Raw genomic sequence first — 14145 nt, 5'->3', positions numbered from 1 at the left:
CATATGCGGAAAGTCTCAACGGCGGTTCTCCTGTCTGCGGTCGTGCTTGGCTTCGTCTACGGCTACTTCCGATTCATGCAGAGCGATGAATTGGGAGCGAAGTATGAGAACTCCCTGCTGCAGGCAATGAACGCACGCTATGAAAACTCCGAGCATACGAAGAGCCTCATAGCAGAGCGTATGGCCGATGGGACCGATTCCGATGTGATCGGGCTGCCACGTGCTGGGGTTGCGAGAGGCTATGTATGGTTCATCGCCAATCCGAAAAGTGTCCCCCTCGTCAAGAAGATGCCTGCTGACTTGAACTATCGTTTAAGTGAGGCGCAGATCGAGGAGATTGCGTTGAGGGTCCGATTGGACCCCGCGATCAGGGGATACCTGCTGGAGAATCGTCAATGATGAATCGACTGGGGGCCAATGGCCCCCAGCGCTGAGGACGGTTCATCACTTCCCCGGCCGGTCCCTGCGACAAAGTGAAGCAGCGCGTCACCCGGTCGCATCCCGTCTTAACGAAATCCTCCTAAAGTGGTCCGGTATCCCACCGGTCACAGGCAGGAGGCGTCCCTTGGACGCGTTGTTGTTGTCCCGGATCCAGTTCGGATTCGTCATCAGTTTCCATGTGCTGTTCCCCGCCTTCACCATTGGCACGGCCAGCTGGCTGGCCTTCATCGAATGGCGCTGGCTGCGCACCAAGCTGCCCGTGTGGCGCGAGCTGTATTTCTTCTGGCAGAAGATCTTCGCGGTGTCGTTCGGCATGGGCGTGGTCAGCGGCATCGTCATGGCCTTCCAGTTCGGAACCAACTGGCCACGGCTGAGCGAGGTGGCCGGCACGGTCATCGGCCCGCTGCTGACCTACGAAGTGCTGACCGCGTTCTTCCTGGAAGCCAGCTTCCTCGGCGTGATGATGTTCGGCTGGGGCCGCGTCTCGCCGCGCCTGCATTTCCTGTCCACCTGCATGGTGGCGCTGGGCACGCTGTTCTCCACGTTCTGGATCCTGTCGTCCAACAGCTGGCTGCATACGCCGGCCGGCTACGAGATGGTCAACGGCGTGGTGCATCCGGTGGACTGGTGGCAGGTGGTGTTCAATCCTTCGTTCCCGTACCGGCTGGCGCACATGGCGCTGGGTTCGTTCATCACCACCTGTTTCGTGATCGGTGGCGTCGGCGCGTGGTACCTGCGCAAGGGCACGCACGTGGAAGCGGGCCGGCGCATGCTGGTGGCAGCGGTGGCGTTCGCGGCACTGACCGTGCCGGTGCAGATTTTCGTCGGCGACATGCATGGCCTGAACACGCTCAAGCACCAGCCGATGAAGATCGCGGCGATGGAAGCGCACTGGCATGAAACCAAGGAGGGCGAGGGCGTACCGCTGGTGGTGTTCGCGCTGCCGAACGAGAAGGAAGAGCGCAATGATTTCGAAGTTGCCATTCCGAAGCTGGGCAGCGTGATCCTCACCCACAGCCTGGACGGTACCTTCGACCCGCTCACCTCGGTACAGTCCAGCGAGCGGCCGCCGGTGACGCCGGTGTTCTTCGCCTTCCGGATCATGGTCGGGCTGGGCACGCTGATGCTGCTGCTGGCCTGGGTGTCGGCGTTCCAGTTGTGGCGCAGGAAGCTGCTGGATTCGCCGTGGCTGCTGCGCGGCTGGAACTGGATGCTGCCCAGCGGCTTCATCGCGCTGCTGTCCGGGTGGTTCGTCACCGAGATGGGCCGCCAGCCGTGGGTGGTGCATGGCGTGCTGCGCACTGCTGATGCGGTCGGCCCGCAGAGCGCGTGGATGACCGCGCTGTCGCTGGGTGTCTACGTGGTCGGCTATGCCTTCGTGTTCGGCTGGGGCATCTGGTACCTGGTGAAGATCCTGCGCCACGGACCGCGTCCGCACGATGATGGGCCATCGCTGGACCACGGCAGCCACACCCCGGCACGCCCGCTGTCGGCGGCCGACGAACCGCTGGAGGAGCGCTGACATGGACCTGATGACCTGGCTGCCGGTGGCGTGGTTCGCGGTGATCGGCTTCGGCGTGCTGATGTACGTGGTGCTGGACGGTTTCGTGCTCGGCATCGGCATCCTCGCCCCGTTCGCCGAGGACGAGGAACAGCTGGACCTGATGATGAACACCGCCGCGCCGATCTGGGACGGCAACGAGACCTGGCTGGTGCTGGGTGGCGCCGGCCTGCTGGCGGCGTTCCCGAAGGCCTATGCGGTGCTGCTGTCGGCGCTGTACCTGCCGGTGCTGCTGCTGGTGGTGGCGCTGGTGTTCCGCGGCGTGGCGTTCGAGTTCCGCTTCAAGGCGCATCGATCGCGCCGGCTGTGGAGCGTGGCGTTCGGCCTCGGTTCGTTGCTGGCCACGTTTGCCCAGGGCGTGATCCTCGGCACCCTGGTGCAGGGCATCCCGCTGGTGGACGGTGTCTATCAGGGCGGGCCGTTCGCCTGGTTCAGCCCGTTCGCGATGCTGACCGGTGCTGCGCTGGTGGCCGGCTATGCACTGCTGGGCAGCACCTGGCTGATCCTGAAGACCGAAGGCCGCGTGCAGGCGCTGGCACGGCAGATGACCCGGCCGCTGGTGGTGGCGGTGATCGCAGCGATGGGCCTGGTCAGCAGCTGGCTGCCGTTCCTCGATTCGCGGCTGATGGCCCGCTGGTTCAGCGACGGCAACTTCTGGTGGCTGTCGCCGGTGCCGCTGTTGACCCTGGCGGTGGCCGCCGCGCTGTGGCGCAGTGCGACCCATCCGCGCCGCGACCTGCCGCCGTTCCTGCTCAGCCTGGCGCTGTTCGTGCTTGGTTTCCTTGGCCTGGTGCTGGGCATGTGGCCGTACCTGCTGCCGCCGTCGATGACCCTGTGGCAGGCCGCCGCGCCGGCCTCCTCGCTGGGCTTCACCCTGGTCGGGCTGGTCATTCTGCTGCCGGTCATCCTGGGCTATACGGCGTGGTCGTACCGGGTGTTCCGCGGCAAGGTGCACGCCGACACCGGTTACCACTGATGGGTTGAAGGCGGGGCCCGCCGGTGCCGGGCCCCGTGTTGGGGAATGTGAAACCTGCACACCCCGGGCGGGACGTGCTAGCGTGCGCTCCTTTCCGGCAGCCAGGGGGGCAGCCGGCGACGTCCTGGACGGACGCACGGCTGCAGGAATGGGGGGCCGCCGCGCGTCGCCGTAATGGCTCGTGCCTATCGTTCTCCCGTTGAAGCACCAACGCTAAATGATTGAATTCTCCATCGTCGACTGGGCCGCGTGGGCGCCCGGCCTGAGCGAGCGTAGCCAGTGGCTGGGCTGGGCCGAAGCGCCGTACCTGCCGCACGGCGGGGATACGCCGGCACTGGCAGAGGTTCCGGCAATGCAACGCCGTCGCATCGAGCGGTTGGGCCGCATGGCGATCCAGACCGCGTGCTGGTGCGAGGACGGGCAGGGGGCCGACAGCGACGTGCCGCTGGTGTTCGCCAGCCGCCATGGCGACGTCGCACGTTCGATGGACCTGCTGGGGGCGCTGGTCGGCGACCAGCCGTTGTCGCCCACCGGATTTGGCCTGTCGGTGCACAACGCGATCGCCGCGCTGTATTCAATCGCCCGCGGCCATCGCGGCAACTACCTGGCATTGGCGGCTGGCCAGGCAACGGTCGAAGCCGCGTGCCTGGAGGCCGTCGGCCTGCTGGCCGATGGCGCCCGCGAGGTACGGGTGGTGGTCTACGAGTCGCCGCTCCCGGAGGTTTACGCGACGTTCGCCGACGAACCCGACCCGTTCTTCGCCTGGTGCTGGCGTTTGACCGCGCCAGCAGGGGGCCGGCCGACGCTGGCGCTGCAGTGGCAGCCGGCCGACGGCCAGGCCAGCACTGTGCCCGGCCTGCTGCCGCATGCGCTGGACCTGCATCGCTTCCTGTTGTCCGGCGCGCCAGCGCTGGAGCACGTGGCCCATGGCCAGCGCTGGCGCTGGGGCCGCCGTGAGTGAGCTGCCGCGCCGCCTCGACCACGCCTGGCGGGTGTTTGGCACCGGCCTGAGCTTTGTTGCGTTTGGCCTGGGCGGGCTGCTGCTCGGCGTCCTGGTGATGCCGGTACTGCTGCTGATGCGGGACCCGGTGGCCCGTCGCCGGCGCGCCCGGCGCGTGGTCCAGGTCGCGTTCGCCAGCCATCTGCGGCTGATGCGCGGGCTGGGGGTGATGACCTACGAGATCGAGGGCGGTGAACGCCTGCAGCGTGACGGCCTGCTGGTGCTGGCCAACCACCCGACCCTGATCGACGTGGTCTGCCTGATCTCGCTGCTTCCCAACGCCGACTGCGTGGTCAAGCGGGCCGTGGCCTGCAACCCGTTCATGCGCGGTCCGGTACGGGCCGCCGGCTACATCTCCAATGACGATGGCGCCGGCCTGGTCGATGACTGCGTGGCCGCGGTGCATGCCGGCGGCACCCTGGTCATCTTCCCGGAGGGCACCCGCAGCGTGCCCGGGCAGCCGCCGCGCCTGCAGCGCGGGGCCGCCAACATCGCCGTACGGGGCCGCATCGACGTCACCCCGGTGCGGATCACCTGCAGCCCGCCAACCCTGACCAAGGGACAGAAGTGGTATCGTGTCCCCTCACGTCGCTTTCACGTTCGGCTGCAGATCGGCGAAGATATCCCGATCGCGCCTTTCTTGGCCGAAGACGACTCGCCAAGGGGGGATGCCTTGGCGGCACGCCGCGTTACCGAGCACCTTTCTCGTTATTTCGACCTGTCTGGAGAGCCGCCCCGTGCAAGCACTTGAGCACGAGATCAAGGAATTGATCATTTCCTCCCTTTCGCTGGAGGACATCACGCCGGAGGACATCGATCCGACCGCGCCGCTGTTCGTCGAGGGCCTCGGCCTGGATTCGATCGACGCGCTGGAGTTGGGCCTGGCGCTGCAGAAGAAGTACGGTGTCAGCCTCTCGGCCGATTCGGAAGAAACCCGTCGCCATTTCTCCAGCGTGCGCGCGCTCGGCGAGTTCGTCGCCGCCCGCCAGTCGTAACGGCGCCAGGAATTGCCATGACCAAGAATGAACTGTTCGAACGCATCGTCAGCATCCTGACCGACAGCTTCGAGATCGAAACCGCCCGGATCACCCCCGAGGCACGCCTGTACGACGACCTGGATATCGACAGCATCGATGCGGTCGACCTGATCGTGCAGCTCAAGCCGCTGCTGGGCCGCAACCTGCAGCCGGAAGCGTTCAAGGCCGTGCGCACCGTGCAGGACATCGTCGATGTCGTGCATGGGTTGCTGCCGGACCAGGCAGCCGCCTGACCGCAGCGCCGGCGGCTCCGCCATGGCACGCGCACGCACGGTCGTGGTGGCTGCGATCTCGCTGGCCTACCCGGTGCTGGTGTACCTGGCGATGGGCCGTTTCGAGCCACGCTGGCTGTCGCTGCTGCTGTTCACCCTGGCCCTGCTGCGTGCGCTGAGTACGCGCCAGCCGCTGTGGTGGGCCGCCGCCGCGGGAACCGGCCTGCTGGCCGTGTTGGCCACCGTGCTGAACCAGGCCCTGCCGCTGAAGCTGTATCCGGCGCTGGTCAACATGGTGATGCTGGCGGTGTTCGGAACCAGCCTGCGCTTCGGCCCGCCGCTGGTGGAACGCCTGGCGCGGTTGCAGGAGCCGGACCTGCCGGCGTTCGCGGTGGCCTATACCCGCCGCGTCACCCAGGTGTGGTGTGGCTTCTTCGTTCTCAACGGCAGCCTGGCCCTGCTGACCGCGCTTTACGCGTCGGACCGGGTCTGGATGCTCTACAACGGATTGTTGGCGTACGTGATGATGGGCGTGTTGTTTGCAGGTGAGTGGCTGGTGCGGCGTCGGGTCAAGGCAGCGCACGCGCATGGCTGAGTGGATTGCCCTGGACCGGCTGCTGGTGGACCCGCAGCCGCAGCGCAGCATCGGCGTGTGCGATGGCGAGGTGATCGACCATGCCCGCTTCCGCCAGCGAGTGCTGGCCTGGCGTGCGGCCTTTGCTGCTGCCGATGGCCGTGACTGGGCCCTGTACTTCGATGATGCGGTGGCCTTCGCTGCTGCGCTGTTCGGCGCCTGGCATGCCGGCAAGCGGGTGTTCCTGGCTGCCGACAACCTGCCGGCCACGCTGCAGGCGTTGCGGCCACAGGTGAGCGGTTTCGCCGGCGATGTTTCCACCGACTACCGAGCGCTGGTTGCCCCCACCGTTGGCGTGGACGGCGAACTGCAGGTGCTGGACGAGCGCGCCTGCGAGCTGTGCGTGTTCACCTCCGGCAGCACGGGCCAGCCCAGTGCGATCAACAAGCGCATGGACCAGCTGGCGCGCGAGGTGGATGCGCTGCAGGCTGCGTTCGGCGCGCAGCTGGAAGGCGTGCAGGTGCATGGCACGGTGTCCCACCAGCACATCTACGGCCTGCTGTTCCGGGTGCTGTGGCCGCTGGCCGCCGGCCGCCTGATCCATCCGCGCCGGTTCTTCCACGAAGACCTGGTGGGCGCGCTGGCCGGTACCGACACGGTGCTGGTGGCGACGCCAGCCCACCTCAAGCGCCTGCCCGAGCAGCTCGACTGGGCCAGCCTGCACGGCCGCCTGCGCGCGGTGTTCTCCTCCGGTGGCCCGCTGCCCGAAGAAGCCGCACGCCAGGTACGGCAATGGCTGGGCGTGGCACCGACCGAGGTTTACGGCAGCAGCGAAACCGGGGGTATCGCCTGGCGCCGCTGGGATACCGACCTGCCACCGTGGCAGCCGTTGCCGGGCGTGCAGTGGCGCATCGAGGATGGCTGCCTGGCCGTCGCCTCGGCGCATCTGGAAACCCTCGACTGGTGGCGCACCCAGGACCGTGTCGAAGCCCTGGCCGATGGCCGCTTCCGCCTGCTGGGCCGCGCCGACCGCATCGTCAAGATCGAGGAGCGCCGCGTTTCGCTGGATGCGCTGGAACGCGCGCTGCGCGAAGACACCGAAGTGGACGATGTGAGAGTGCTGGTCCTGCCGGGACACCGTGAGCAGCTGGCAGCGGTGGTGGTACCGGCCAGCCTGGCGCTGCTGGAGGGCGGTGACGCCGCGCGCCGCGCGCTGGGCCAGCGCCTTGGCGCGCGCCTGGCACAGGCGCATGACGCGGTCACCCGGCCGCGCCGCTGGCGCCTGGTGAAGGCGCTGCCGATCAATGCACAGGGCAAGGTCACCCAGGCGGCACTGGCGGCGCTGTTCCAGCCGCTCATGCCGGTGCCGGTCTGGGTTCACCGCGATGCTGCCAACGCTACGTTGCGCATGACCCTCGACCCGGCGCTGCGGCCGTTCCAGGGCCACTTCCCGCAGGCGGCGATCCTGCCCGGCGTGGCGCAGCTGGACTGGGCCGTGCGTTTTGGCCGCCAGGCGTTCAGCATGCCGGCCGGATTCCTGCGCATGGATGCGGTGAAGTTCCAGCACGTGGCCCGCCCGGGCGATGAGCTGACCCTGCAGCTGGACTGGGATGCCACGCGCAATGTGCTGGCCTTCCGCTACACCTCCAGCCACGGTGTGCATGCCAGCGGCAAGGTGGTTTTCGCCGATGCGGACTGATCCGGCCGTTGCCGGTGCCGCGTTCGCGCCACTGGTGGTGATTCCCGTCTACGACCACGAGCACGCCATCGCGGCGGTGGTCGACGGCGTGCAGGCCGCTGGCCTGCCGTGCCTGCTGGTCGACGATGGCTCGCATGAAGCGTGCGCGACGGTGCTGCGTTCGCTGGCACAGCGCCAGGGCGTCGACCTGCTGCGCCTGGACATCAACCAGGGCAAGGGTGGGGCGATGCTGGCCGGCTTTGCCGAGGCCGCTGCGCGTGGCTACAGCCACGTGCTGCAGATCGATGCCGACGGCCAGCACGATACCGCCGACCTGCCGCGTTTCGCCGAGGCGGCGCGTGCGCACCCGGGTGCGGTGATCTGCGGCATTCCGGCCTACGACGCCAGTGTTCCCAAGGCGCGCCTGTATGGCCGCTACGCGACCCACATCTGGGTCTGGATCAACACGCTGTCGCTGCACCTGCGCGACACCATGTGCGGCTTCCGCGTGTATCCGCTGCCGCCGGTGCTGCGCCTGATCGGTGAAGAGACCATCGGCCGCCGCATGGATTTCGATACCGAGGTGATGGTGCGCCTGTACTGGCGACAGCTGCCGGTCGAGCACCTGGCCACGCGGGTGACCTATCCCGCCGATGGCGTGTCGCACTTCGATGTGTGGCGTGACAACGTGCGCATCAGCCGCATGCATACCCGCCTGTTCTTCGGCATGCTCTGGCGCGCACCGCGCCTGCTGTGGCGCCGCCTGCGGGGGCAGCGCTGAGATGGCGGCCGCGCAGGGCGCTCCGCACTGGGCCGACATCGGCGAATCGACGTCGGTGGCCGGCGTGTTGTTCCTGTGCTGGGTGCACCGTTGGTTCGGGCGCTGGCCGTTCCGTCTGTGCGTGTGGCCGGTGGTGGCCTGCCACTGGCTGGGCAACCGCGTCGGCCGCCAGGCCTCCATGCAGTACCTCCAGCGCCTGCAGGCACACAGCGGTGTGCTGGGCCGTGCGCCGACCCGGCGCGACAGCCTGCGCCACTTCTTCGCCTTCGCCGACACGATGCTGGACAAGATCCTCGGCCTGGGCGGGCGCTATCCGGCCGAACGCATCCACCTGCATCGCGACCTGGTGCTGGACAAGATCGCGCGCCGCGAAGGCGGGCTGATCCTGACCGCGCACATCGGCTGCCTGGAACTGTGCCAGGTGCTGGCCGAACAGGTGCCGGGGTTCCGCATCACCGTGCTGGTGCACACCGCGCATGCGCAGCGCTTCAACCGCCTGCTGCAACGGCTGGACCCGCTGGCGGCGGTGGAACTGGTGCAGGTAACCGAAATGGGCCCGGCCACGGCAGTGATGCTGGCCCAGCGCGTCGCGGCGGGGGGCTTCGTCGCCATCGTCGGCGACCGCACGCCGGTGCAGGGCGGACGCAGCGTCACCGCCGATTTCCTTGGCCACCGCGCCCCGTTCCCGATCGGCGCCTATGTGCTCGCCGCCGCACTGGGCTGCCCGGTCTACACCATGGCCTGCCTGCACCAGGGCGAAGGCTACCGCGTGGCATTCGAACAGTTCGCCGAACGCATCGTGCTGCCGCGCGGCTCACGCGATGCGGCACTGGCCGAACAGGCACAGCGCTTCGCGCGCTGGCTGGAACTCCAGGTCATCCAGTCCCCATTGGACTGGTTCAATTTCTTCCCCTTCTGGGATCAGGCTCCGCATGACGACTGACGCCGTACCCGCGTGCCGCTTTGGCGATGCACCGTTGACCATCGAAGACGTGGTTGCCCTGGCCCAGCGCCAGTGCGAGGCCGCACTGAGCGACGCGCCGGCGTTCCGCGCCCACATCCAGCGTGGTGCCGACTTCCTCGACCGCCTGCTGCGCGAGGATGGCGTGATCTACGGTGTGACCACCGGCTATGGCGATTCGTGCACAGTGAACATCCCACCGGCACTGGTGGCTGAACTGCCGCACCACCTGTACACCTACCATGGCTGCGGCCTGGGCCGTTACCTGGACCCGGTCGAGACCCGTGCGGTGCTGGCGGCGCGCCTGGCCTCTCTGGTGCGCGGCATGTCCGGTGTAAGCCTGCCGCTGCTGGAAGGCCTGGCCACGCTGCTGCAGCACGACGTGCTGCCGATGATTCCGGCCGAAGGCTCGGTCGGTGCCAGTGGCGACCTGACGCCGCTGTCCTACGTGGCGGCGGTGCTGTGCGGCGAGCGCGAGGTACTGCACGACGGCCGCGTGCAGCCGGCGGCGGACGTGCTGGCGAAGATCGGCATGACCCCGCTGAAGCTGCGGCCGAAGGAAGGCCTGGCGATCATGAACGGCACCGCGGTGATGACCGGCCTGGCCTGCCTGGCCTGGCAGCGCGCCGACTACCTGGCACGCATGGCTACGCGCCTGACCGCGTTCAACGTGCTGGCCAGCGACGGCAACGCGCACCACTTCGACGAAACCCTGTTCGCCGCCAAGCCGCACCCGGGCCAGGGCCGCATCGCCGCGCGCCTGCGCAGCGACCTGCACAGCGAGCGCCCGCCGCGCAATGAACAGCGCCTGCAGGATCGCTACTCGCTGCGCTGCGCACCGCATGTGATCGGCGTGCTGGAGGACAGCCTGCCGTTCCTGCGCCAGCTGATCGAGACCGAACTGAACAGCGCCAACGACAACCCGCTGATCGACGCCGACGGCGAGCGCATCCTGCATGGCGGCCACTTCTACGGGGGCCACATCGCGCTGGCGATGGACACCCTGAAGAACACCGTGGCCAACGTTGCCGATCTGCTCGACCGGCAGCTGGCGCTGGTGGTGGACGCCCGTTACAACCATGGCCTGCCGGCCAACCTGTCGGCGGCCACCGGTCCGCGCGCGGCCATCAACCATGGCCTGAAGGCACTGCAGATCAGCGTGTCGGCCTGGACTGCCGAAGCGCTGAAGCAGACCATGCCGGCCAGCGTGTTCTCGCGTTCCACCGAGTGCCACAACCAGGACAAGGTCAGCATGGGCACCATCGCCGCGCGCGACTGCCTGCGCGTGATCGAGCTGACCGAACAGGTGGTGGCGGCAATGCTGATCGCCGCGCGCCAGGGCTTGGCCCTGCGTGAACGGGTTGGCCTGAATGCGCAGCTGCATGGCAGTCTGGCCGACATGTACGCCGACCTGGGGCAACGCATCGCCCTGGTCGAGGAAGACCGCGCGCTGGATCGCGAACTGCGGGAACTGCTGGTGGAGATCCGCGCGCAACGTTGGGAGCTGTATGCCGGTGAATGAGGCCATTGAACGGGTTGGCGAGATTGCGTTGACCCCCGCCTTCCATGACTGCGATCCGATGAACGTGGTCTGGCATGGCAACTACTTCAAGTACTTCGAGATCGCGCGCTGCGCGCTGCTCGGTCGCTACGACTACGACTACCCGCAGATGCTCGAATCGGGCTACCTGTGGCCGGTGGTCGATGCGCGGGTGAAGTACGTGCGCCCGCTGCTGTTCAACCAGGCGCTGCGCGTGGTCGCGCGCATCGTGGAATGGGAGAACCGGCTGAAGATCGAGTACGAAATCCTCGATGCGGAAAGCGGCCAGGTGCTGACCCGGGCGATGACCATCCAGGTCGCGGTGGACGCGGCCAGCAAGGAAATGCTGTACCAGTGCCCGCCGGTACTGTGGGAACGCCTGGGAGTGCCGGCGCCATGAACCGAGCGAACCGTTTCGCGCGTGCGCTGCTGTGCGCGCTGCTGCTGGTGGCCGCACCACTGGTGCAGGCGGCCGACCCCGCCATCGATGCGATTACCCAGGCGGTGGCGCGGCCGGATGTGCTGCGTGGCCAGTTCACTCAGGAAAAGCAGGTGAGTGGCTTCAGGAACCCGCTGCGCTCGCAGGGCCGGTTCGTGGTCGCGCGCCAGCACGGCGTGATCTGGACCACGCTCAAGCCGTTCCCCTCGGAAGTAGTGGTCACCGCCGATCGCATCCTCAGCCGGCAGCGTGATGGCAGCACCCGCGTCGAACTGGACGCGCGGCAGCAGCCGGCGATGCGTTCGGTGAATGCGATCATGTTCGCGTTGATGAGTGGCGACGTGCAGGCACTGTCCAGCCAGTTCAACGTGGCAGCCAGCCGTGAAGGGCAGGGCTGGCGGCTGCGCCTGACGCCGAAGTCGGCGATGCTGGCCAAGGCCTTCGAATCGCTGACCCTGCAGGGCGACCGCTACGTGCGCCAGGTCGAGATCGTCGAGGCCAACAAGGACCGCACGCAGATCCAGTTCAGCGCGTTGAGCGAGGCGCCGGCCACGCTCAATGCCGACGAGGCCCGCCGCTTTGAGTGAGGCCGTGGCATCGAACGCACCGGACCGGTTGCGGCGCTGGTGGCACTGGCTGGGCATTGCCTGGCTGCTGGTGCTGCTGGCGCTGGGCGCACAGCAGTGGCAGCTGTGGAGCCAGCAATCGCGGATCGACACCGACATCCTCGCCCTGCTGCCGCAGGATGCGCACGACCGCCTGTTGAGCGACGTCACCCGGCGCATTGCCGATGGCAGTTCGCGGCAGGTCGTGGTGCTGCTCGGCAGCAAGGACAGCGCGGCTGCGAAGCGCGCGCAGGCGGCCTTTGCGGCGGCCATGGCCAAGGATGCCGACCACGCCTTGCTGGTACCCAGCGGCTCGATCGAAGGCTGGTTTGACGAGGCGCGCGCGTTCTACGCGCCGTACCGCGACCGCCTGCTGACACCGGCCCAGCGCGAGCAGTTGCTGGGCAGCGAACCGGGCGTGTTGGCCGAGCAGGCGCTGGCTGCGCTGTATGGCCCGATGGGTGCGCCGCGATTGACTGAATGGCGCCAGGATCCGTTGTCGCTGTGGCCGCAGTGGTGGCAGCAGCAGGCGCAGGGTTCGGGCCTGCGGTTGGGCGATGACGGCCTGCTTGAAGCCGAGGGCAGGCATTGGGCCGTGCTGCAGTTCGATACGCCCGGCTCGGCGTTCCAGCTGGATGGCGAGCGCCACCTCGATGGCCTGCTGGAACGTGCCGGGCAGGCCGCCACGGCGGCGGCGCCTGAGCTTGAAATCCTGCATGCCGGCGTGCCGCTGCATGCCGAGGCCGCCGCGGTGCGGGCCAACCAGGAGATCAACACCATCGGTTGGGGGTCGCTGGCGGCGGTGCTGCTGCTGGTGTGGCTGGCATTCCGCTCGCTGCGCCCGATCCTGCTGGTGGCCGCCTCGCTGCTGATCGGCTGTGGCGTGGCGCTGGCGGTGACCGTGCTGGTGTTCGGCAAGGTGCACGTGCTGACCCTGGTGTTTGGTGCGTCGCTGGTGGGTGTGGCCGAGGATTACGGCATTCACTGGTTCGCCTCGCGCCAGGCCGAACCGGCCGATCGTCGCTGGAAACTGCTGCGGCATCTGCTGCCCGGCCTGTGGCTGGCCCTGCTGACCAGTGCGCTGGCCTACCTGGCATTGGGCCTGGCCCCGTTCCCCGGCCTGCGCCAGATGGCACTGTTCTCGGTGGTGGGCCTGGCCGCAGCTTTCCTCACGGTGATCTTCTGGTTCCCGTGGCTCGACGGTGGCGAGATCCGCCAGACCCGCTTCTCGCAGTGGCTGGGCAATACGCTGGAGCGTTTCCCGCGGCTGCATGGCCGCCGCGCGGTGACGGTCTTCGTGGTGGTCGCGCTGGCACTGTCTGCCATCGGCATCGTGCGCCTGCAGAGCAACGACGACCTGCGCAGCCTGCAGTCGTCACCGCCGGCGTTGATGGCGCAGCAGATCCGCCTGAGCCAGTTGCTGGGCATGCCCAGCCCGGCACAGTTCTACCTGGTGCAGGGCGCCGATGCGGCGCAGCTGCTGCAGCGCGAGGAAGCACTGACCGAGCGCCTGCGTGTATTGGCCACCGACAAGCGCATTGGCGGCTATCGCGCGATCAGCGATTGGCTGCCATCGCCGGCACGCCAGCAGGCCGATGCTGCGCTGACCGCGAAGGTGGAACCCGGCGTGCTGTCGGCCGTGTCCGAGGCGGTGGGCGAGCCTCTGCAGCGACCGCAGTTCGCCGCCGCGCCGCTCACCGCCGAAGCCTTCCTGGCCTCGCCGGCCTCGCAGCCGTTCCGCCACCTGTGGGTGGGTGAAGTCGGTGGGCAGATGATCAGCGTGGTGATGGTCGATGACCTGTCGCGCGCCGATGCCCTGGCCACGCTGGAGGGTGCCGCCGAAGGCCTGCCCGGCGTGCGCTGGGTAGACCGCACCTCCGATTTCTCCAAGCTGCTGGGCCACTACCGCAAGCTGATGGGCGGGCTGCTGCTGGTCGGCATCGCACTGGTGTTCGGTGCGCTGTGGCTGCGCTACCGCCGCCAGGCCTGGCGCGTATTTGCCCCCACCCTGATTGCCGGCGCACTGACCCTGGGCCTGCTGGGCCTGTTCGGCCAGCCGCTGCAGCTGTTCAACGTGCTGGCGCTGATGCTGCTGCTGGGCATGGGCATCGACTACGGCATCTTCCTGATCGAACACCGTGGCGATGCCAGCGCATGGCTGGCGGTCTGCGTGGGTGCGGCCAGCACCTGGCTGTCGTTCGGCCTGCTGGGCCTGTCGCAGACCCCGGCGCTGCGCGCGTTCGGCCTGACCCTGCTGTTCGGCATCGGCCTGGTCTGGCTGATCTCGCCACTGTTCCGGCCGCCACCGCATGACCTGCCGCCGGCCTGAGTCCGCCTTCC

The 14145-nt window shown here is 68.0% G+C and carries 15 protein-coding genes; all 15 read left to right on the top strand.

Annotated elements, in window-relative coordinates:
- Window positions 1–3 precede the first annotated feature (3 nt).
- The 15 genes from AC5P9N_RS11115 (at window position 4) to AC5P9N_RS11045 (ending at window position 14134) form a co-directional block, all read left to right on the top strand.
- Entirely contained in the window at window positions 4–399 is a 396-nt protein-coding gene (locus tag AC5P9N_RS11115) for a hypothetical protein (protein ID WP_099485146.1), read from the top strand.
- 166 nt (window positions 400–565) lie between these two features.
- The gene (locus tag AC5P9N_RS11110; protein WP_099485145.1) at window positions 566–1963 is read left to right on the top strand and encodes a cytochrome ubiquinol oxidase subunit I; all 1398 of its coding nucleotides are present in this window, start codon (window positions 566–568) and stop codon (window positions 1961–1963) included.
- A 1-nt stretch (window position 1964) separates the two neighbouring features.
- Complete coding sequence (cydB, locus tag AC5P9N_RS11105; RefSeq protein ID WP_005414876.1) at window positions 1965–2978, top strand: cytochrome d ubiquinol oxidase subunit II; 1014 nt, start codon at window positions 1965–1967, stop codon at window positions 2976–2978.
- A 217-nt stretch (window positions 2979–3195) separates the two neighbouring features.
- Window positions 3196–3939, top strand: coding sequence for a beta-ketoacyl synthase chain length factor (locus AC5P9N_RS11100; RefSeq protein ID WP_043034440.1), 744 nt, complete (start codon window positions 3196–3198; stop codon window positions 3937–3939).
- Complete coding sequence (locus AC5P9N_RS11095) at window positions 3932–4729, top strand: lysophospholipid acyltransferase family protein (RefSeq protein ID WP_005414875.1); 798 nt, start codon at window positions 3932–3934, stop codon at window positions 4727–4729. The genes AC5P9N_RS11100 and AC5P9N_RS11095 overlap by 8 nt, the downstream gene beginning before the upstream one ends.
- Window positions 4716–4973, top strand: coding sequence for a phosphopantetheine-binding protein (locus AC5P9N_RS11090; protein WP_005411610.1), 258 nt, complete (start codon window positions 4716–4718; stop codon window positions 4971–4973). The genes AC5P9N_RS11095 and AC5P9N_RS11090 overlap by 14 nt, the downstream gene beginning before the upstream one ends.
- Window positions 4974–4990: 17 nt before the next feature.
- Complete coding sequence (locus AC5P9N_RS11085) at window positions 4991–5248, top strand: acyl carrier protein (RefSeq protein WP_005411609.1); 258 nt, start codon at window positions 4991–4993, stop codon at window positions 5246–5248.
- A gap of 22 nt (window positions 5249–5270) precedes the next feature.
- Window positions 5271–5822, top strand: a complete 552-nt coding sequence (locus tag AC5P9N_RS11080) for a COG4648 family protein (RefSeq protein ID WP_005414874.1) — start codon at window positions 5271–5273, stop codon at window positions 5820–5822.
- Window positions 5815–7500: an ApeI family dehydratase gene (locus AC5P9N_RS11075; protein ID WP_099485144.1), complete on the top strand. Its 1686-nt coding sequence runs from the start codon at window positions 5815–5817 to the stop codon at window positions 7498–7500. The genes AC5P9N_RS11080 and AC5P9N_RS11075 overlap by 8 nt, the downstream gene beginning before the upstream one ends.
- On the top strand, window positions 7490–8260 hold the full coding sequence (locus tag AC5P9N_RS11070) for a glycosyltransferase family 2 protein (protein WP_099485143.1): 771 nt from the start codon (window positions 7490–7492) through the stop codon (window positions 8258–8260). Before AC5P9N_RS11075 ends, AC5P9N_RS11070 begins: the two co-directional genes overlap by 11 nt.
- A gap of 1 nt (window position 8261) precedes the next feature.
- Window positions 8262–9203, top strand: a complete 942-nt coding sequence (locus tag AC5P9N_RS11065) for a lysophospholipid acyltransferase family protein (RefSeq protein WP_099485142.1) — start codon at window positions 8262–8264, stop codon at window positions 9201–9203.
- A complete protein-coding gene (locus AC5P9N_RS11060) occupies window positions 9193–10743 on the top strand; it encodes an HAL/PAL/TAL family ammonia-lyase (RefSeq protein WP_005411604.1) in 1551 nt (516 codons plus the stop codon). Before AC5P9N_RS11065 ends, AC5P9N_RS11060 begins: the two co-directional genes overlap by 11 nt.
- Window positions 10730–11161, top strand: coding sequence for an acyl-CoA thioesterase (locus tag AC5P9N_RS11055; RefSeq protein WP_005411603.1), 432 nt, complete (start codon window positions 10730–10732; stop codon window positions 11159–11161). Before AC5P9N_RS11060 ends, AC5P9N_RS11055 begins: the two co-directional genes overlap by 14 nt.
- Window positions 11158–11787, top strand: a complete 630-nt coding sequence (locus AC5P9N_RS11050) for an outer membrane lipoprotein carrier protein LolA (protein WP_005411602.1) — start codon at window positions 11158–11160, stop codon at window positions 11785–11787. Before AC5P9N_RS11055 ends, AC5P9N_RS11050 begins: the two co-directional genes overlap by 4 nt.
- Entirely contained in the window at window positions 11759–14134 is a 2376-nt protein-coding gene (locus AC5P9N_RS11045) for an MMPL family transporter (protein WP_099485141.1), read from the top strand. The genes AC5P9N_RS11050 and AC5P9N_RS11045 overlap by 29 nt, the downstream gene beginning before the upstream one ends.
- Window positions 14135–14145: the final 11 nt, after the last annotated feature.

It is taken from the genome of Stenotrophomonas sp. YJH_SMC_6 (genome assembly GCF_059371335.1).
This window is presented reverse-complemented; position numbering and strand designations above follow the sequence as displayed.